This window comes from Streptomyces sp. NBC_00335, from assembly GCF_036127095.1.
Classification (GTDB): domain Bacteria; phylum Actinomycetota; class Actinomycetes; order Streptomycetales; family Streptomycetaceae; genus Streptomyces.
This window is the reverse complement of record NZ_CP108006.1, coordinates 4,781,260-4,799,044: the sequence shown is the minus strand read 5'-3', so window position 1 is coordinate 4,799,044 and position 17,785 is coordinate 4,781,260. Positions and strand designations below refer to the sequence as shown.

At 72.3% G+C, this 17,785-nt stretch carries 17 protein-coding genes; 10 read left to right on the top strand and 7 right to left on the bottom strand.

Translation table 11 applies throughout. From position 1 onward, the window contains the following. Positions 1-259: 259 nt before the first annotated feature. Complete coding sequence (locus tag OHA37_RS21625; RefSeq protein ID WP_266907666.1) at positions 260-694, bottom strand: Zn-ribbon domain-containing OB-fold protein; 435 nt, start codon at positions 692-694, stop codon at positions 260-262. A 247-nt stretch (positions 695-941) separates the two neighbouring features. Between OHA37_RS21625 and OHA37_RS21620 the strand changes: the two genes are divergently transcribed. Both OHA37_RS21620 and OHA37_RS21610 read left to right on the top strand, forming a co-directional pair. Further along, positions 942-2,135 carry a flavin-containing monooxygenase gene (locus tag OHA37_RS21620; protein WP_266907664.1) on the top strand — a complete coding sequence of 398 codons (1,194 nt, stop codon included), beginning with the start codon at positions 942-944 and terminating at the stop codon, positions 2,133-2,135. Between the two features lie 326 nt (positions 2,136-2,461). Next, positions 2,462-2,977, top strand: a complete 516-nt coding sequence (locus tag OHA37_RS21610; protein ID WP_266907662.1) for a GNAT family N-acetyltransferase — start codon at positions 2,462-2,464, stop codon at positions 2,975-2,977. A gap of 70 nt (positions 2,978-3,047) precedes the next feature. On the opposite strand, the gene OHA37_RS21605 is transcribed toward OHA37_RS21610, so the two are convergent. After that, entirely contained in the window at positions 3,048-3,662 is a 615-nt protein-coding gene (locus OHA37_RS21605) for a hypothetical protein (RefSeq protein ID WP_266907660.1), read from the bottom strand. 146 nt (positions 3,663-3,808) lie between these two features. Here OHA37_RS21605 and OHA37_RS21600 point away from each other — a divergent pair, with 146 nt between their 5' ends. From OHA37_RS21600 to OHA37_RS21590, 3 genes are all read left to right on the top strand, one after another. Further along, positions 3,809-4,150, top strand: coding sequence for a DUF5713 family protein (locus OHA37_RS21600; RefSeq protein ID WP_266907658.1), 342 nt, complete (start codon positions 3,809-3,811; stop codon positions 4,148-4,150). A 336-nt stretch (positions 4,151-4,486) separates the two neighbouring features. Further along, positions 4,487-6,721 carry an acetate--CoA ligase family protein gene (locus OHA37_RS21595; protein WP_266907656.1) on the top strand — a complete coding sequence of 745 codons (2,235 nt, stop codon included), beginning with the start codon at positions 4,487-4,489 and terminating at the stop codon, positions 6,719-6,721. A gap of 517 nt (positions 6,722-7,238) precedes the next feature. Next, positions 7,239-8,042, top strand: coding sequence for an enoyl-CoA hydratase/isomerase family protein (locus OHA37_RS21590; RefSeq protein WP_266907654.1), 804 nt, complete (start codon positions 7,239-7,241; stop codon positions 8,040-8,042). Between the two features lie 24 nt (positions 8,043-8,066). On the opposite strand, the gene OHA37_RS21585 is transcribed toward OHA37_RS21590, so the two are convergent. Further along, positions 8,067-8,867, bottom strand: coding sequence for a VOC family protein (locus OHA37_RS21585; protein ID WP_266907652.1), 801 nt, complete (start codon positions 8,865-8,867; stop codon positions 8,067-8,069). A gap of 262 nt (positions 8,868-9,129) precedes the next feature. On the opposite strand from OHA37_RS21585, the gene OHA37_RS21580 reads away from it, so the two are divergent. Next, positions 9,130-9,816, top strand: a complete 687-nt coding sequence (locus tag OHA37_RS21580; RefSeq protein WP_266907650.1) for an HD domain-containing protein — start codon at positions 9,130-9,132, stop codon at positions 9,814-9,816. Between the two features lie 17 nt (positions 9,817-9,833). After that, positions 9,834-10,835 (top strand): GlxA family transcriptional regulator, encoded by a 1,002-nt coding sequence (locus tag OHA37_RS21575; RefSeq protein ID WP_266907648.1) that lies wholly within the window; start codon positions 9,834-9,836, stop codon positions 10,833-10,835. On the opposite strand, the gene OHA37_RS21570 is transcribed toward OHA37_RS21575, so the two are convergent. Further along, positions 10,766-11,659, bottom strand: a complete 894-nt coding sequence (locus tag OHA37_RS21570) for a hypothetical protein (protein ID WP_266907646.1) — start codon at positions 11,657-11,659, stop codon at positions 10,766-10,768. The two genes, OHA37_RS21575 and OHA37_RS21570, sit on opposite strands and share 70 nt — an antisense overlap. A 116-nt stretch (positions 11,660-11,775) precedes the next feature. Between OHA37_RS21570 and OHA37_RS21565 the strand changes: the two genes are divergently transcribed. Together OHA37_RS21565 and OHA37_RS21560 are read left to right on the top strand one after the other, a co-directional pair. Next, the gene (locus OHA37_RS21565; protein ID WP_266912974.1) at positions 11,776-12,393 is read left to right on the top strand and encodes a flavin reductase family protein; all 618 of its coding nucleotides are present in this window, start codon (positions 11,776-11,778) and stop codon (positions 12,391-12,393) included. Positions 12,394-12,486: 93 nt separating this feature from the next. Beyond that, on the top strand, positions 12,487-13,401 hold the full coding sequence (locus OHA37_RS21560; RefSeq protein WP_266907644.1) for a hypothetical protein: 915 nt from the start codon (positions 12,487-12,489) through the stop codon (positions 13,399-13,401). Here OHA37_RS21560 and OHA37_RS21555 read toward each other — a convergent pair. The 3 genes from OHA37_RS21555 to OHA37_RS21545 form a co-directional block, all read right to left on the bottom strand. After that, a complete protein-coding gene (locus OHA37_RS21555) occupies positions 13,391-14,458 on the bottom strand; it encodes a Zn-dependent alcohol dehydrogenase (protein WP_266907642.1) in 1,068 nt (355 codons plus the stop codon). The two genes, OHA37_RS21560 and OHA37_RS21555, sit on opposite strands and share 11 nt — an antisense overlap. Further along, the gene (locus OHA37_RS21550) at positions 14,455-15,660 is read right to left on the bottom strand and encodes an acyl-CoA dehydrogenase family protein (RefSeq protein WP_266907640.1); all 1,206 of its coding nucleotides are present in this window, start codon (positions 15,658-15,660) and stop codon (positions 14,455-14,457) included. Before OHA37_RS21550 ends, OHA37_RS21555 begins: the two co-directional genes overlap by 4 nt. Before the next feature lie 152 nt (positions 15,661-15,812). Then, complete coding sequence (locus OHA37_RS21545; RefSeq protein WP_266907638.1) at positions 15,813-16,733, bottom strand: SDR family NAD(P)-dependent oxidoreductase; 921 nt, start codon at positions 16,731-16,733, stop codon at positions 15,813-15,815. Positions 16,734-16,852: 119 nt separating this feature from the next. Here OHA37_RS21545 and OHA37_RS21540 point away from each other — a divergent pair, with 119 nt between their 5' ends. Further along, on the top strand, positions 16,853-17,779 hold the full coding sequence (locus OHA37_RS21540) for a cyclase family protein (protein ID WP_266912972.1): 927 nt from the start codon (positions 16,853-16,855) through the stop codon (positions 17,777-17,779). Positions 17,780-17,785 lie beyond the last annotated feature (6 nt).

Here is a 17,785-nt window from a genome sequence, read left to right as displayed (position 1 = left end):
GGGCATCCGGGCATTCCCGGCCGTCCGACGCTTGAGGACCGGGGCCCGGGCATACCCAGCCGTCCGGCGCTTGAGGACCGGGGTCCGGGCATTCCCAGCCGTCCGGCGTTTGAGGACCGGGGTCTGGGGCGGAGCCCCAGAGGGGTCCGGGCGCAGCCCGGTACCCCTTCCCAGCCCGTCCGGCGCTTGAGGACCGGGTCAGGGCCGAGCCCTGGGAACGGTCGAAGGGCGGGTAGGGGACTCCCCCCACCCCGCGAGGTCAGCCCGCGCCGGGGGTGAAGACCGCCACCCAAACCCCCTCCGCCGCCTCCCGGAAGGACACCACCAGGTCCATCCCCACCCGCAGCTCCACCCCCTCCGCACCGACGACCTCGGTCATCATCCGCGGCCCCTCCGCGAGGTCCACCACCGCCGCCACATACGGCACCCGCTCCCCGAAGGGCGGCAGGTCGTTGCGGTGGATCACCGACCAGGTGTAGAGCGTGGCCCGCCCGCTCGCCGTCTCCCACGTCACCCTGTCCTCCCCCGCCCAGCAGGCCGGGCAGAACTCCCGCGGGTAGTGGTGCGCCTTCCCGCACTCCCCGCAGCGGCGCAGCAACAGCCGCCCCTCCGCGGCCGCGTCCCAGTAGGGCCGCGTGAAGTCGTCGATCTCCGGCAGGTCGAACCGCGCAGCCGTACCGGCTCCTGTACTCACGACACCACTCCTCCGGGACACACCAAATCTGACGTCCCGTCAGTTCACCGGATCCCGCCCCATCCCACAAGCCCCCACCCACCGCCGCCCACCCGGCCCTCCCCACGGCCCTCCCCACGGCCCCCCACCACGCCCCACGGTCCCCCCACCACCCCCACCGCCCCCACCACGCCCCGTAATCGATCCGCAACCGATTCCCTCCTCGTCCGAGACCCACCACCCCCGTACGTCGATAGGCTCACACCTCATGCCCGGAGCCCCCGCAGCACCCGACCTGTCCACCCAGCCCCGCCCGGTCTACGTGATCGGCGCCGGCCCCGGCGGCCTCGCCGTCGCCGCCGCGCTGCGCGCCCGCGGCATCCGCGCGGTGGTCGTGGAGAAGTCGGAGTCGGTCGGCGCTTCCTGGCGGCGGCACTACGACCGCCTCCACCTGCACACCACGCGCCGCCTCTCCGCCCTCCCGGGCCTGGCCATGCCGCGCCGCTTCGGACGCTGGGTGGCACGCGAGAACGTGGTGCGCTACCTGGAGAAGTACGCCGAGTTCCACGAGCTGGAGATCGCCACCGGCATCGAGGTGACCCGCATCGAGCCCTCCGCGGACTCCCTCCCCGACGCCCCCGGCTGGACCCTGCACGCCACCGGCGGCCGCGTCATGGCGGCCCGGGCGGTGGTGGTCGCGACCGGGTACAACCACACCCCCCTCGTCCCCGACTGGCCCGGCCGGGACACCTACCCGGGCCCCCTCGCCCACGCCGCCGAGTACCGCAACCCCGCCCCCTACGCCGGCCTGGACGTCCTCGTCGTCGGCGTGGGCAACACCGGCGCCGAGATAGCGGTCGACCTCGCCGAAGGCGGCGCCGCCCGGGTCCGCCTCGCGGTGCGCACGGCCCCGCACATCCTGCGCCGCTCCACCGCCGGCTGGCCCTCGCAGCGGACCGGGATCCTGGTCCGGCACCTGCCCGTACGGCTCGTCGACCGGCTCGGCGCGATCGTCGGCAAGGCCTCGGTCCCGGACCTGTCCGCGTACGGTCTCCCGCGCCCCACCACCGGCCTGTACAGCAGGGTCAAGCAGGGGTCGATCCCGCTCCAGGACGTCGGCCTGATCGATGCGGTCCGCACGGGCCGGGTGGAGCCCGTGGCCGCCGTCGAGTCCTTCGACGGAGCCGAGGTGGTCCTCGCGGACGGCTCCCGCATCACCCCGGACGCCGTGATCGCGGCCACCGGATACCGCCGCGCCCTGGAGGGCCTGGTCGGCGCCCTCGACGTACTGGACGACCGCGGCCGCCCCCGTACGCACGGCGCGACCACCCCGCCCGACGCCCCGGCCCTCTACTTCACCGGTTTCACCAACCCCATCAGCGGCAACATCCGCGAACTGGCCCTGGACGCCGAAAAGATCGCCAAGGCCATCGCCCGCACGGCCCGCAAGGCCCGCACCTAGGCCATGTCGTGCGCGCTCCCCAGCACACGGCCGGGGCCCGCAGAAGAGGGCCCCGGCAGGCGAACCTCGCAGCCGACGCGCACTGCCGGCCCCTCGCCCTCTGCCTCACCGTCGGACGGGCCTGCGACGCTCCCGGCTCCACGCACCTGATGGCCCGCCTGCGCGTCCCACGTCGCCGGGGGCGGCCGCGCACCGGGCCTTTCGCAGTCCTGGCCGACAAGTCCTACGCCACATCGCGGGCATCGTCATCCGGTCCGTGAGATGAGGCCATCTCCCTGACGGCCCCCGCACGCCCACCAGGTCGGCCGGAGGGCCACACTGCGTAGGTGCTGATCAGACGAGAAACCCCCGCCGACCTGGCCGCCGTCCGTGCGGTGACCATTGCCTCCTCCCACAAGCCGCACGAGGAGGAACCTGTGGAGGTGATCCTGCGGGAGGCATTGCGAAGGGGTGAAGACTGGATCCCAGCACTCTCGCTGGTGGCCGAGGACGAGGACGGCGCGATCGTCGGCCATGCTCTGTGCACCCGGGGACGAATCGGCACCGCCCGAATCCCCAACCTCAGCCTGCTCGGTGTGCACAGCGACCATCGCCGGCGCGGCTTCGGAACGGCCCTGGTCCACGCCGCTCTCGCCGCGGCGGACGCCCTCGACGCCCCGATGGTCGTCGTCCTCGGCGACCCCGACTTCTACGGCCGGTTCGGCTTCCGCCCGAGCACCGACTTCGGCATCGTCGGCGAGGAACCGGCCTGGGAGCACCTGTTCCAGATCCGCACCCTGGCCACCTACGACCCCTCCGTACAAGGCGAATTCATCTACCCCGAACCCTTCGGCAGCATCTGACGCCGACGCGGCAGCGAAGTGGAATCCGGCCCGGCACGGTGATCAGAACGAGCTGGCCAAGTCCCCACGGTCAGTCGTCGAACCAGACGACCAGCCTGACCGCGTCGTCGCCGTGCAGCTCGGCGAGGGTGCCCATGACGGCCCAGACGGAACCCCACTCCTCGTCGAGCACGGCGTCGCGGCTCGTGAGGCGCTCCACACGGAACATCCGGTCTCCGTCGATCCACTGGGAGCCCTCCGGGAAGTACCTGCCGGGGTGGGTCGCGTTGGCCGGCTGTCCGCAGAGCTCGGCGAACCGCCGAGGAGCGGAATAGTGGCGCTGGTGGATCTGCCATTCGCCTTGCGGATCACGGTGGTACTCATGGATGTAGCAATCCGGCTCGGCTGACTCCTCGTCCCAGTCGACCCGCTTGATCTCTGCCCAGCTGACCCAGCTCGCGCTTCGCCCGCCCGTCGTCTCATGCCCCTCGCGGACACGATCCGATGCGCCGGCAGGCAGTCCACGGACGGGAACCACGGGCACGAACTGCCCGTCGTCGCAGACGCCGAACAGACAGCCGAAGGCGCCGTAGTTCCTCGGCACGTTCAGGTGCTCCAAGGCGATGGTGGCATGCCAGAGCGAATCCGCCTCGTGTTCCCGATAGTTGAGGTGGCACTCGATGAAGCCTCTGATGTCCGTGCTCATGCCGAGATGATCACCGGGCCGGCCCCCACCTCGCCAGGCATGTTCCTCCCCCTCCCCCTCCCCCTCCCCCACACCAGGTCCGTTGTCAGTGGCCGGGTGCAGCATCGACACATCAGGGACCGCCGACGAAACCATGGGGGAACACCATGTCGATCACGAACCAGCAAGTGGCAGCCCGCTCCTTCCTGGAGCCGCTCTACCGGGACGCGTACTACCCGGACCACGTCCTCGACAAGGGCCGGGACATCCTCCTCCGGCTCTGCGCCCGCATCGAGGCCGAGCAGCCCTCGGACCTGGCCGTGCTGTACGTGCTGACGGGGGCGGCGACCGAGGAGTTCAACCTGCTGGAGGCGGAGTTCGAGGCCGCCGGGAGCGAAATCGAGACCGTGGCGCGCGAGGAGATAGCCGAAGACTTCGCGTTCGTGGCCGAGGCGTACGGATTCGCGGACGCGGACATCGAGGAGCTCATCGCCCCCCGGGAGTGGTGAGGAGCTCCGGGCGCCGCGCGGCGAGACGATCGGGGCCGACCGCCCCCGCAGGGCCGCCCCGGCCCCCTGACCTCGGCCGAATACTGGTCTGGACCGGCCCCCGGCGATCTGAGACCGTTCCCTGAAGGGCCCCGGACGTCATGCCGGAAGCCGCCGCGGATCCCCCTGGGGTCCGCCCCGAGGCGCACCCGAAAGCCACGCCGCGGGCGTTCCACACATCACCTCCACCAGCTTTCCTGTGCATCCCTGTTCCTGACGGCACGTCAGTTCAGTAATCTGACTACGCGTCAGTTATTGAGATTCGTCGAGGTTCATCGAGCAGGAGCGGGCGGAACGATGCTTGGATCTACTCACGGCACCCTCACCACCGACTTCCGCGCACGTGTCGAGGCCTGCGGGGAGACCCCCAGGACGGCCGTCCACTCCACAGCGGCTCCGTCCGCCGAGGACACGGTCGCGCTGGACGTCAGCGGTCGGCCCCTGCACGCCGACGCCCCCGACCTGGACCGGTTCTTCCGGCCCGAGTCGGTGGCGGTCATCGGCGCCTCGGACGCCGACGGCAGACCCAACACCGGCATCACCCGCCAGCTCATCGCCTGGGCGGAACGCGTCGGTGCCCGGCTGCACCCCGTGCACCCCACCCGGGCCACGGTCTTCGGGCTGCCGTGCCACGCCTCTGTGGCCGATCTTCCCGAGCAGGTGGACCTGGCCGTCCTCCTCGTGGCCGATCCGCTCCCCGTCGTGGAGCAGCTCGCCGAAGCCAAGGTGAAGTTCGCGGTCGCCTTCGCCTCCGGCTTCGCCGAGACCGGCGACGAGGGCGCCGCCGCACAGGCCCGTCTCGGCGCCGCGGTACGGCGCTCGGGCCTGCGCCTCCTGGGACCCAACACGAACCTCAACGCCTTCGAGAAGTTCCGCGAGGACCTCACCGGCCCGGCCATCGCGCTCATCACCCAGTCCGGCCACCAGGGCCGGCCGGTCTACACCCTCCAGGAGCTGGGCATCCGCCTCTCCCACTGGGCGCCCACCGGCAACGAGGCCGACCTCGAAACCTCCGACTTCATCTCCTACTTCGCCGAGCAGCCCGAGGTCGGGGCCATCGCCTGCTACGTCGAAGGCCTCAAGGACGGCCGGCAGTTCCTCCTCGCCGCCGACCGGGCCGCCCGCAACGGCGTGCCCGTGGTCGCCGTCAAGGTCGGCCGCACCGAGACGGGCGCCCGCATGGCCGCCTCGCACACCGGGAAGCTGACCGGCGCGGACACCGTGGTGGACGCCGCCATGCGGCAGTTCGGCGTCATCCGGGTCGACGGCCTCGACGAACTCCAGGACACCGCGGCCCTCCTGGCCCGCGCCCGCAAGCCCCTCGCCGACGGAGTGGTCGTCTACTCCATCTCCGGCGGCACCGGCGCCCACTTCTCCGACCTGGCGACCGAGGCGGGACTCAGCATCCCCACCCTCTCGCAGGCCAAGCAGGACGAGCTGCACCAGTGGATCCCGGAGTACCTGGGCGTCTCCAACCCCGTGGACAACGGCGGCCACCCGGTCGGCGACTGGCGCGGCCGCAAAATCATCGACGCCATCCTCGCGGACCCCTCGGTAGGCGTCCTGATCTGTCCGATCACGGGCCCCTTCCCTCCCATGAGCGACAAACTGGCGCAGGACCTGGTGGACGCGGCCGAACAGACCGACAAACTCATCTGCGTGATCTGGGGCTCCCCCGTCGGCACGGAGGAGGCCTACCGCACCACGCTCCTCGGCTCCTCCCGCGTGGCGACCTTCCGCACCTTCGGCAACTGCATCACCGCCGTCCGCGCGTACCTCGGCCACCACCGCTTCACCGCCGCCTACCGCTCCCCCTTCGAGGACGCCCCGCGCACCACCTCGCCCTCCTTCCGCAAGGCCCAGGCCCTCATGCGCCCGGGCCAGCAGCTCAGCGAACACGCGGCGAAACAGCTCCTGCGCGCCTACGGGATACGGGTGCCCCGGGAGCAACTGGTCACCAGCGCCGCAGCGGCCGTACGGGCAGCCGGCCTGGTCGGCTACCCCGTCGTCATGAAGGCCTCCGGCCCCCAGCTCGCGCACAAAACCGAACTCGGGCTGGTCAAGATCGGCCTGACCTCGGCGAGCCAGATCCGCGACGCCTACCGTGAACTCACCGACATCGCACGCTACGAAAACGTCCCCCTGGACGGGATCCTCGTCTGCCAGATGGTGGAGCGCGGCGTCGAGATGGTCGTCGGGGTCACCCAGGACGACCTCTTCGGTCCCACGGTGACGGTGGGTCTCGGCGGGGTCCTGGTGGAGGTGCTGCACGACGTGGCCGTCCGGGTACCCCCCTTCGGGGAGGACCAGGCACGGGCCATGCTCGGGGAACTCCGCGGGCACGCGCTGCTGGAGGGCGTACGGGGGGCGCCCCCCGCCGACGTCGACGCGCTGGTGGAGGTCATCCTGCGGGTGCAGCGGATGGCGATGGAACTGGGCGACGAACTCTCGGAGCTGGACATCAACCCCCTGATGGTCCTCCCCCGAGGCCAGGGAGCGGTCGCCCTGGACGCCCTGGCCATCTGCCGCTGACCTCCAGTGGCCGGGGGCCCGTCCGCTGCGCGGGGCAAAGTCCCCGACCCGCCCTTCCACCGTTCCCAGGGCCGGCCCTGCCCCGGTCCTCAAACGCCGGACGGGCTGGAGGGGTCCCGGGCTGCGCCCGGACCCCCTGGGGCTCCGCCCCAGACCCCGCGCCTCAAACGCCGGCAAGGCTGGAATTGCCCGGACCCCGGTCTTCAAACACCGGACGGCTGAAAGTGCCCGGACCCCGGGGTGCAGAGGCCGGACGGCTAAAAAACCCGCCCCCCCCAAAGGGGCTGAGTTCAGCGGCTCGGCCAGGCAGCCGGGGACGGGGACGGGGTGGGGTGTCGTCCGGGACGTAAAACGTGATTTGTTGGCGCGAAAGAAGCCCATCAGGGACGCAGCCCGCACAGGGCGCCATAAATCATGAGTCCCGGACGACACCCCACCCCGTCCCCGGCACCGGCCCCCGCAGCCCACCCCACCCGCCCCAACCTCACCCCAGCCCAGCCCACAAACGGGAGCCCTCATGACCCCCACCCCGGAGGACGAAGTCCTCCACCGCTTCGAGAGCGGCGTCTCCTGGATCACCCTCAACCGCCCGGAGGCCATGAACGCCGTCACCTGGGACCAGCGCGAGCGCGTCATCGGCCTGCTGGCCGAGGCCTCCGCCGATCCCGACGTGCGGGCCGTGGTCATCACCGCCACCGGCAAGGGCTTCTGCGCGGGCGCCGACCTCCGCGGTTCTCCGGCCGCCCCGGCGGAGCGCGTCGTAGGGGACGTGGCCCGCATGATCCGGCTCAGCGCGCAGCGCGTGATCACGGCCGTGCTCGACTGCGAGAAGCCGGTCATCGCCGCCGTGAACGGCACCGCGGCCGGCATCGGCGCACACCTCGCACTCGCCTGCGACCTGGTCATCGCCGCCGAACCGGCCCGCTTCATCGAGGTGTTCGTCCGCCGCGGCCTGGTCCCCGACGGCGGAGGCGCGTACCTGCTCCCCCGCCTCATAGGCCCGCACAAGGCAAAGGAGCTGATGTTCTTCGGGGACGCCGTCCCCGCCGCCGAGGCCGAACGGCTCGGCCTGGTGAACAAGGTGGTGCCCGCCGAGGCACTGGAGGACACCGCCAGGGAGTGGGCGGAGCGCCTGGCGCAGGGCCCCACCCGCGCCCTGGCCCTGACGAAGCAGCTGGTCAACGCCTCCCTGGACAGCGACCGGGCGACGGCGCTCGCCGCCGAGGCCACCGCCCAGGAGCTCAACATGACGACGGCCGACGCGAACGAGGGGGTCGCCAGCTTCGTGGAGCGCCGCACCCCGAAGTACCTCGGCCGGTAACGGCACAGGCACCGGCACCGGGAACTACATCTGCGGATCCGGCGTGAGCAGCGCGAACACCGCTCCCGTCGGGTCCGCCGTCCACGCCATCCGCCCGACCTCCGGAACATCTGCGGCGGGCATCAGCACCGACCCCCCGCCACCCCGGACGGCGGCCACGGTCGCGTCCACGTCGGCGACGTTGAAGTACGGTACCCAGCGCGGAACTTCGTTCGCCCCGGCCCCCTGGCCCGCACCGTCGCCCTGCGGGGCGACCCCGCCGAAGGAGCCGTCCTCCTGGTCCCCGTCGGCGATGCTCAGCACCCGGTAGGTCATCCCGGGCGCCTCCATCTCGGCGGAGCGCCACCCGAAGAGCCCGGCGTAGAACTCGACGGCCGCGACCGGGTCGGGGGCGTGCAGTTCGGCCCAGACCAGGGAGTTCACCTCGGAGGTCCGCCCCAGACCGCCGGTCTTCCCCGGCTGCCAGCACGCGAACTCCGCGCCCTGCGGATCGGTGAACTGCGCCAGCCACCCTTCCCCCATCACGTCCCCGGGCTCCATCCGCACGACCCCGCCGCCCGCCCTGACGGCCGCCGTCGTTTCCTGGATGTCGGGGGTGTTGAAGTGCAGCATCCACGCGGGGCTGGCGCCCTCCTCGGTGAGCGGCCCCAGCGCGGCGACGGTCTTGCCGTCGACCTGGAAGAAGCCGTAGCCGCCCGCCTCCGGGCCGAGGGAGAGGAACTCCCAGCCGAAGACGCCGGTGTAGAACGAAACGGCCCCGTCGGTGTCGGGACTGCCGAGGTCGAGCCAGTTGGGCGATCCCTTGCGGAAATCGGTGCCGAGCATGTGAGTCCTCCTGTGCGTGCGTGCGTGCGCCGCTGCCGCAGCGGCGGCGGCCTGTCTCCGGTCCCCCGCCACGATGCCGAGCCCGTCCGGAGCCCGCGCCCCAGGGGACTGCGCGCGGCGGCCGAATCACCCGTACGGCCGCACCGAGCCCGCACCCGTGTCCGTATCTGTGGGATGTCCGGCCCGATGGCCATGGCGGGACACCACCCGGGCCCCGAAGACTGGAGACGCCCCACAGGGAGCCCAGTACAGGGAGCAGACCATGCAGACCGTGCAGACCACGACGACGACGGCAACGACGACAACGCCCACCAACGCACTCACCCGCACCATCCGGGTACCGGACTCACGGCTGGCGAAGGAGGCGACCGAGCTCGTCCGGGACAGCGTGAGCGAGCTGCTCTACGACCACTCCCGCCGCGTGTACTTCTTCGGCAGCCTCCAGGGCCGCCGCCTCGGCATCGAGGTCGATCCCGAACTGCTCTACGTGGCCGCGATGTTCCACGACCTCGGCCTCACCGAGCCCTTCCACGCCAGCGGCCGCCGCTTCGAGGTAGACGGCGCCGACGAGGCCCGCCGGTTCCTGCGGAGCCACGGGGTCCCCGAGGACGCGGTGCGCCGGGTGTGGACGGCGATCGCCCTGCACACCACCCCGGGCATCCCGGAGCACATGGAACCCGAGGTGGCGCTGGTGACGGCGGGCGTGGAGTACGACGTGCTCGGCATCGGCTACCACGAGCTCGCCGAGGCTGACCGCGCGGCGGTCGTCGCCCTGCACCCGCGCCCACGGTTCAAGGAGCGCATCCTGCGCGCCTTCGCCGACGGCGTGGCACCCAAGCCCGGCACCACCTTCGGCAACATCAAGGCCGACGTGCTCGCGCACCACGTGCCCGGTTTCGAGCGCGGGGACTTCGTACGCGTGGTCCTGGACTCCCCGTGGGCCGAGTAGCGGTGGACCGACGGGCGATGGACCGACGAGCCGCCCACCCCGTCGTCATCGTCGCCTTCGACGGCGTGCAGCTGCTCGATGTCACGGGCCCCGCCGAGGTGTTCGGTACAGCCAATCTCCACGGCGCCCGCTACGAGGTCCGGATCATCTCCCCGGACGGGACCGACGTCCGCACCTCCTCGGGCGTACGCATCGGCGCGGACGGCGGCCCGGAGAGCCTGCCGGCCCGCCCCGGGACGCTCGTCGTCCCCGGCCGGAGCGACTGGCGGCGGGCCGTCGCCGATCCCGCCCTGACGGGCCTGGTCGCCGAGCTCGTGCGCCGCTCGCGCCGGGTCACCTCGGTGTGCGCCGGGGCCTTCGTGCTGGCGCACACCGGGGTGCTCGACGGTCGGCGGGCGGTCACGCACTGGCGGCTCGCGGCGCAGCTCGCCAACGCGTACCCGCTGGTGCGGGTGGAGGCGGATCCGCTGTTCGTCCAGGACGGGCACGTGGTCACCTCCGCCGGGGTGACCTCGGGCATCGACCTCGCGCTGTCCCTGGTCGAGGAGGACCACGGGGCCGAGATCGCCCGGGAGGTCGCGCGGGAGCTGGTCGTCTTCATGGCCAGGCCCGGCGGCCAGTCCCAGTACAGCGCCCGCCTGACCCCGCGCGAGGCCGGGAATCCGGCCCTGCGCACGGTCATGGACGCCATCGGGGCCGACCCCCGGCTCGCGCTCGACGAGGTCGCCCGGGACGCCGGGGTCAGCGGCCGCCACCTCGCCCGGCTCTTCCGCTCGGAGACCGGGATGACGCCGGGGCAGTACCTGGAATCCGTCCGCCTCGAAGCCGCCCAGGCCCTGCTGGAGGCCGGCGACGACCCGGTGGACACGGTGGCCGAGCAGTCGGGCTTCGGTTCCGCCGAAACCATGCGGCGCGTGTTCCAGCAGAGCCTGGACCTCGCCCCGACCGCCTACCGCGCCCGCTTCCGCAGCACGCGCACGTCCCCGCCGTCCGGGTCGCCGATCAGCACGAACAGCTGAGGCTCGTCCGCCGTGCCGGCCACCTGCCAGTACAGCCTGGCTTCCTCGCACTCCGCGACGGACAGGACCACGCCCGGCCCGTCGCCGCCGGACGAACCGGCGGCCCGCTCCCAGGTCCCGCGCCCCGAACAGGTGTCGACCTCGTGCAATCCGTCTTCCACCGGAAGCGTCTGCGCCATCGCCCCGCCCTGCGCGTCGAGTTCCAGGCTGACGCCGGAGCCGGTCCACACGCCGACGTAGTCGGAGCGCTCCAGGGCCGGCGGCTCGTACGGGGGCATGACGAAGCCCGCGAGGAGGGCGGTGGGTACCGCGATCAGGGTCGCCGCCAGCGTCCACAGCCGCACCCGGAGCTTCGTCCGCCGCCGCATCCGCGCGTACACCGCGACCCCGACGGGGAGCACCCCGGCGGCGGCCGTCCAGCCCCAGGTGGCGACGTACGAGGTACGGGCCAGCAGGGCCACCGGTGCCGCGTACAGGCCTGCGAGCAGGGCCAGCACCGGCAGGGCCCACCGGGACGCGGGGATCCGGGTGCGCACTCCCGCGGCGTGCGAGAGCTCCATCACGGGGATGGTGAAGAGCGTGCCGTGCACCCAGCCCGCCACGAACGACAGCGGCGGAAGGAAGGCGCACGCGACGGCCACTTCGAGGAACAGGCCGATGGCGAAGGTGCCGTAGCCCACCCCGTAGGCGTCGCTCTCGCCCGGGGAGACCCACCAGAGCACCATCGCGACCAGGAACTGTGCACCGGCGACGGCTTCCGCACCGGGCGCGATGCCGCTCCAGGAGCGCTTGTTCCGGGGCGCGACGAACACGTGGTTCGACACGGCGGACCTCCCCATCCAGCTGACTTGAACACGTTCAATCCAGGGTGGACCCTACACTCCCCTTCCCATCTGACGAACCGTCAGCTTCAATCGGAGATGTGATGGGACACGCAGGGATGGCGGCCACCGTCGTCCGATACCTCAGATCAGTCGGCTCCCTCCCCTCCGCCGCCGCGGAGCCCGGGGCCGAGCCCGTCGAAGCACTGCCCCGCCCCGATCTGCGGGCCGTCGGCGAGGACGAGCGCGCGCCCGTCAGCCCCGCCGAGTTCCGCGCCGTACTGGGGAACTTCGCCAGCGGGGTCACGATCATCACCTCCCCGCCCGGCGAGGACGAGGACGGCCCGGCCGGCTTCGCCTGCCAGTCCTTCGCCTCGCTCTCCCTCGACCCGCCGCTGGTCACCTTCATGGTGGCCCGTACGTCGACCACCTGGCCCCGCATCGCGCGCACCGGGGTGTTCTGCGTGAACATCCTCGGCGCCGAACAGGGCGAGCTGTGCCGGGCCTTCGCCGTCAGCGGCGCCGACAAGTTCGCCGGCGTCGCCCACACCCCGGCCCCCGCCACGGGGTCGCCGCAGCTCGACGCGGTGCCCGCCTGGATCGACTGCCGGATCCACGCCGTGCACACCGGCGGGGACCACCTCATCGTCGTGGGCAAGGTCGAGGCCATGGGCGCGGCCGGCGAGGGCGAGCCCCTCCTCTTCCACAAGGGCCGCTTCGGCCGCTTCACCGACTGACACCGGAGGCACCGCCCGCCCGGCCGCCCCACCGCTCGCCCCACCGCTATCCTGCCGGTCTCGAACGGGCGGGGGGCCATGAGGATCACGTACGTGCCGGGTCGGAGCTGGGCGACCACTCTCACCGGCTGGCTCATGGTGCTGTGCGCCCTCGCCGCCACCACCTGCGCGGCGCTCGGGCTGGACCCCTACCCGCCGCTCGGTTCCGCCCTGACCCTCACGGGGCTCACCGTGCTGTGCGCGGCCGGCTGGGTCGCAGCCTCCTACCGGGCACGGATCGGCCCGGACGAAGCACGGTTCGGGCTGCCGCCCGCCGGGCGCCCGGGCAGGGTGCTCCCCCTCCTGCTGGCGGGCGGAACCGTCCTGGCCAGCGCTGCGGCCATCCTGCTCTCCTTCACCCTGTCCGGCGCCTCCGGCCGTGAGCAGGAGCGGCTGGAGCGGGCCGGGCTCGACGTGCACCGGGTTCCCGTGGCGCGGGTCCTGAGCACTCCGCAGGCCACGGGGAAGAAGAGCGCCTCGCGGCGGCCGCTGTACACCACCGACCTCGCCTTCCAGGTGCCCTACGACAACGGCGAGGTACGCGAATCCGTGCTCCGCGGCTTCACCACGACCGGGCCGCCCACCCCCGGCAAGGAAGTCGATCTGTACTACGCCACCTCGCACCCGGAGATCGGGGTCCGCGCCACACCCCCCGGCCCCGGAGCGCTCACCGCCGTCCTCTACACCGCGGTCGGGGTCCCCACCCTCGTCCTCGGGGCCTCGCTGCTGAAGGCCGTCGACGCCGGCGCCGTGCACGCGCTGCGGCGCCTGCGCCCCCGGGTGCACCTGCCCGCCCTCGGCATTCTGTTGCTCGGGCTCGCGCTGCTGCTGCCCGTGGCAGTGGAGGCCCGGTCCGGAGCCTTCGCCCGGGGTGCGGCCTGGGTGGCGGCCCTCACGCCGTGGCTGGCCCTGCTCTGGGTGAGGAGGGCCAGCCGGGGGGCGGGCGGTACGGGCACGCTCAGAACGTGAGGACCCCCCGGGCCACCCGCCCGTGGTGGGCGTCGTCCACGGCCTTGTCGAAGTCCTCGACCGGGTAGACCTCCGTCACCAGCTCGTCGAGCAGCAGCTTGCCCTGCCGGTAGAGCTCCGCGTAGAGCGCGATGTCCCGCTGCGGGCGCGAGGACCCGTACCGGCAGCCCATGATCGTCTTGTCCAGGTACATGGACGAGACCTGGAAGGCCGCCTCCTCCTTGAAGCCGGGCACGCCGAGCAGGACCGCCTGTCCGTGCCGGTCCAGCAGGTCGATCGCCTGCCGGATCAGCTTGACGTTGCCCACGCACTCGAAGGCGTGGTCCGCGCCCGTCGGCAGGATCTCCTTGACGGCCGCCGAGGAGTCCGCCACCGCCGAGGCGTCGATGAAGTGCGTGGCGCCGAACTGCCGGGCCACCGCCTCCTTCGCCGGGTTCGCGTCGATCGCCACGATGGTGGTGGCGCCCGCGATCCGCGCGCCCTGGAGCACGTTGAGCCCGATGCCGCCGGTGCCGATGACGACCACGCTCTCGCCGCGGTCCACCTTGGCCCGGTTCAGTACGGCGCCCACGCCCGTCAGGACCCCGCAGCCGATCAGCGCGGCCGAGGTCAGCGGGATGTCCTTGGGGATCTTCACCGCCTGCACGGCCTTGACGATCGTCCGCTCCGCGAAGGCCGAGTTGGAGGCGAACTGGAAGAGCGGCTTGCCGCCCCGCGAGAACGGCTGGCCCGGCATCCCGATCGCCTTGCGGCACATCGTGGGCCGGCCGCGGTCACAGTCCGCGCACGCACCGCAGTTGGCGAGCGTGGACAGCGAGACGTGGTCGCCGGGCACCACGTGCGTGACCCCGGAACCGACCGCCTCCACCACGCCCGCGCCCTCGTGCCCGAGCACCACCGGCGGCGGGAACGGGATCGTCCCGTCGATCACCGACAGATCGCTGTGGCACAGCCCGGCCGCCGCTATCGCGACCAGCACCTCCCCCGGCCCCGGGTCCCGGATCTCCAGATCGTCGACCACCTGGGCCTGCTTGCCGTCGAATACGACGCCTCTCACCTGGACTCCTTAGGCAGGCCGAGCACGCGCTCGGCGATGATGTTGCGCTGGATCTCGTCCGAGCCGCCGTAGATGGTGTCGGCGCGGGTGAACAGGAAGAGCCGCTGCTCCTCGTCGAGTCCGAGTTCGTACGGGGTCCCCTGCGACCAGTGCCCCGGCCCGGCCGTGGCCACCGCGCCCCGGACCTCCACCGCCAGCTCCCCGAGCCGCCGGTGCCAGCCGCCCCACAGGAGCTTGGCCACGCTGGGCGCGCCGGGGTCCCCGCCCGCGCCGCCCAGCGTCCGCAGTGCGTTCCAGCGCATCGTGCGCAGCTCGGCCCACTGCCGTACGAGGCGTTCGCGCAGGACCGGGTCGCCCGCGCCCGCGGCCACGTACGCCCGGACCACGCGCTCCAGTTCGGCCGCGAAGCCGATCTGCTGGACGAGGGTGGAGACCCCGCGCTCCAGGGCGAGCAGTCCCATGGCCACGGACCAGCCGTTGCCCTCACCGCCCACCACCTCGGCGGCGACGGCCCCGTCGAAGAACACCTCGTTGAACTCGGAGGTCCCCGACATCTGCCGGATCGGCCGGACCTCGACCTTGCCCGGCTGGTCCATGCGGACCAGGAGGAAGGACAGCCCGCGGTGCCGCGCCGACCCGGCCCCGGTGCGCGCCAGGACGAAGCACCAGTCGGCGTCCTGGGCGAGCGAGGTCCAGATCTTCTGCCCGGTGACCCGGTACAGGCCGTCCGCAGCGTCCCGTACCGCCGTCGTACGGATTCCCGCGAGGTCGGAGCCGGCGCCCGGTTCGGAGTACCCCTGGCACCACAGCTCCTCGCCGCGGGCGATGCCGGGGAGGAAGCGGGCCCGCTGCTCCGGGGAGCCGTAGGCGATCAGCGTCGGCGCGAGGAGGTTCTCGCCGATGTGGCCGACCCGGGCCGGGGCGCGCGCGGCCGCGTACTCCTCGGCCCACACCACCTGCCCGGTGAGGGACAGCCGCCGGTTGCCGTACGCGTCTGCGTCCGCCGTCTCCCAGCCCTGGCCGATCCAGCCGGCGCGCCCCAACTCCCGCTCCCAGGCCCGGCGGACCTCGACGCCCTCGTGCTCACTGCCCGGCCCGCCGAGGCCGACGGCCTCCTCGTACGGGCCCGTGAGGTGCTCCGCCAGCCACGCCCGCGCGCGACCGCGCAGCTCCTTGTCCTCCTCGTCGAAGCGGAAGTCCATGGTCGGTACCCCCCTTGGGTCCTGTCCGGCCGCTACGGCCGGCCTCTCGCGCCTTGGCACGCGTACGCGCCGATCCACCCGATCCGCCGGGTCCACCGGGCTCACCCGGAACGCCCGGCGCACCCGGAACACCCGAAACGCCCGGCCAGGGCCTACGCGTTGGGGCGGTCCTTGGCGGCCGCCGCCTTGGCCATGGCTTCGAGCTGGGCGAGCATCGGCATCGGGTCGGTGCCGACGGTCCCGGGCAGGAAGTCGGCGATCTTCTCGGGGGTCCAGGAGCCCTCGGCGTAGCCGGCGCGCAGTTCGCGGGGCTGCGCCCAGACGGCGATCTTCGGGCCGGCGATCGTGTAGACCTGCCCGGTGATCTTCTCGCCGCCGACGGCCACGGCCTTGTCGGAGAGCAGGTAGGTGACGAGCGCCGCGACGTCCTCGGGCTCGCCGATCTCCTTGAGCTCCATCGGCACGTTGGCCGACATCCGGGTGCGCGCCACGGGCGCCACGGCGTTGGAGGTGACCCCGTACTTGGCCAGGCCCAGCGCGGCGGAGCGGACGAGCGAGATGATCCCGCCCTTGGCCGCGCTGTAGTTGGCCTGGGCCACGGAGCCCTGGTGGTTGCCGCTGGTGAAGCCGATCAGCGTGCCGGTGCCCTGGCGGCGCATGACGGCGGAGGCGGCGCGGAAGACGGTGAACGTGCCCTTGAGGTGGGTGGCGACCACCGGGTCCCACTCCTCCTCGGACATGTTGAACAGCATCCGCTCGCGCAGGATGCCGGCGACGCACACGACTCCGTCGATGCGTCCGTACTGGGCGAGCGCGGTGTCGACTATGCGCTGGCCGCCCGCCATGGTCGAGATGTCGTCGGCGACGGCCACGGCCTCGCCGCCCGCGGCGACGATCTCCTTCACCACCGCTTCGGCGATCTCGCTGGTGGGCTCGTTGCCCTCCATGCCCACGCCGTAGTCGTTGACGACGACCTTGGCGCCTTCGGCGGCCGCGGCGAGTGCCACGGCCCGCCCGATGCCCCGGCCGGCGCCTGTGACGGCGACGACTTTGCCTGCCAAGAAGTTCCCCACGTCCGGCCCCTTCCCGCGTTTTCTGACGGTCCGTTAGATTCTATGGGCACCCGGATGCGCCAGCACAAGCCCCAGTTCGTCACCACAGTTCATTTCGCTACGAGGAGCTGATGAGATCGATGGCCATGCCCGCCGAGTTCCACGACATCGCCAAGCGCGTCAACAACTGGGGCCGGTGGGGCGCCGAGGACGAGATCGGCACCCTCAACCTCATCACCGACGAGGTGGTCCGCGCGGCCGCCGCGGAGATCCGCACCGGGCGCCGGATCCCGCTCGCCCTGCCGCTCAAGGAGGACGGGGTGCAGTCCGGCATGATCCCCGGCCGGATCAACCCGCTGCACACGATGGTGCAGATCAACCAGGAGCTCTTCGGCCCGGGCACGGTGGCGTGCAGCGACGACGCGGTGACCTTCGGGCTCCAGGCCGGCACGCACTGGGACGCGCTCACGCACGTCTCGCACTCGGGGAAGATCTACAACGGCCGCCCGGCCGGCACCATCACGGCGCACGGCCGCGCCGAGTTCAGCGGCATCGACAAGGCCGGGCACATCGTCTCGCGCGGGGTCCTGCTGGACGTGGCCCGCGCCAAGGGCCTGGACCGGCTCCCCGGCGGCCACCCGGTGACCCCGGAAGACCTGGAGCAGGCCGAGGAGTTCGGCGGGGTCACCGTCCGCGCGGGCGACATCGTCCTGGTCCGCACCGGTCAGGTGCAGGTCTACCTGGCGGGCGACAAGCACGGCTACGGCTACCCCTCGCCCGGCCTGTCCGTCCGTACGCCCGAGTGGTTCCACGCCCGGGACGTGGCGGCCGTCGCGAACGACACCCTGACCTTCGAGATCTTCCCGCCGGAGATAGAGAACCTGTGGCTGCCGGTGCACGCGCTGGACCTGGTCGAGATGGGCATGCACCAGGGCCAGAACTGGAACCTCGAAAAGTTGTCCACAGCCTGTGCGGAAGAATCCCGCTACTCGTTCCTGCTCTCCGCCATGCCGGAACCCTTCGTCGGCGCGGTGGGCACCCCGGTGGCCCCGGTCGCCATCCTCTGAGCGCGA

Excerpts from the sequence above, each read along its gene's own strand:
- OHA37_RS21595 (WP_266907656.1), top strand. The coding sequence starts at position 4,487 with ATGCTTGGATCTACTCACGGCACCCTCACCACCGACTTCCGCGCACGT.
- OHA37_RS21550 (WP_266907640.1), bottom strand. The coding sequence starts at position 15,660 with ATGGACTTCCGCTTCGACGAGGAGGACAAGGAGCTGCGCGGTCGCGCG.
- OHA37_RS21590 (WP_266907654.1), top strand. The coding sequence starts at position 7,239 with ATGACCCCCACCCCGGAGGACGAAGTCCTCCACCGCTTCGAGAGCGGC.
- OHA37_RS21585 (WP_266907652.1), bottom strand. The coding sequence starts at position 8,867 with ATGCTCGGCACCGATTTCCGCAAGGGATCGCCCAACTGGCTCGACCTC.
- OHA37_RS21580 (WP_266907650.1), top strand. The coding sequence starts at position 9,130 with ATGCAGACCGTGCAGACCACGACGACGACGGCAACGACGACAACGCCC.
- OHA37_RS21620 (WP_266907664.1), top strand. The coding sequence starts at position 942 with ATGCCCGGAGCCCCCGCAGCACCCGACCTGTCCACCCAGCCCCGCCCG.
- OHA37_RS21575 (WP_266907648.1), top strand. The coding sequence starts at position 9,834 with ATGGACCGACGAGCCGCCCACCCCGTCGTCATCGTCGCCTTCGACGGC.
- OHA37_RS21540 (WP_266912972.1), top strand. The coding sequence starts at position 16,853 with ATGGCCATGCCCGCCGAGTTCCACGACATCGCCAAGCGCGTCAACAAC.
- OHA37_RS21600 (WP_266907658.1), top strand. The coding sequence starts at position 3,809 with ATGTCGATCACGAACCAGCAAGTGGCAGCCCGCTCCTTCCTGGAGCCG.
- OHA37_RS21565 (WP_266912974.1), top strand. The coding sequence starts at position 11,776 with ATGGCGGCCACCGTCGTCCGATACCTCAGATCAGTCGGCTCCCTCCCC.
- OHA37_RS21605 (WP_266907660.1), bottom strand. The coding sequence starts at position 3,662 with ATGAGCACGGACATCAGAGGCTTCATCGAGTGCCACCTCAACTATCGG.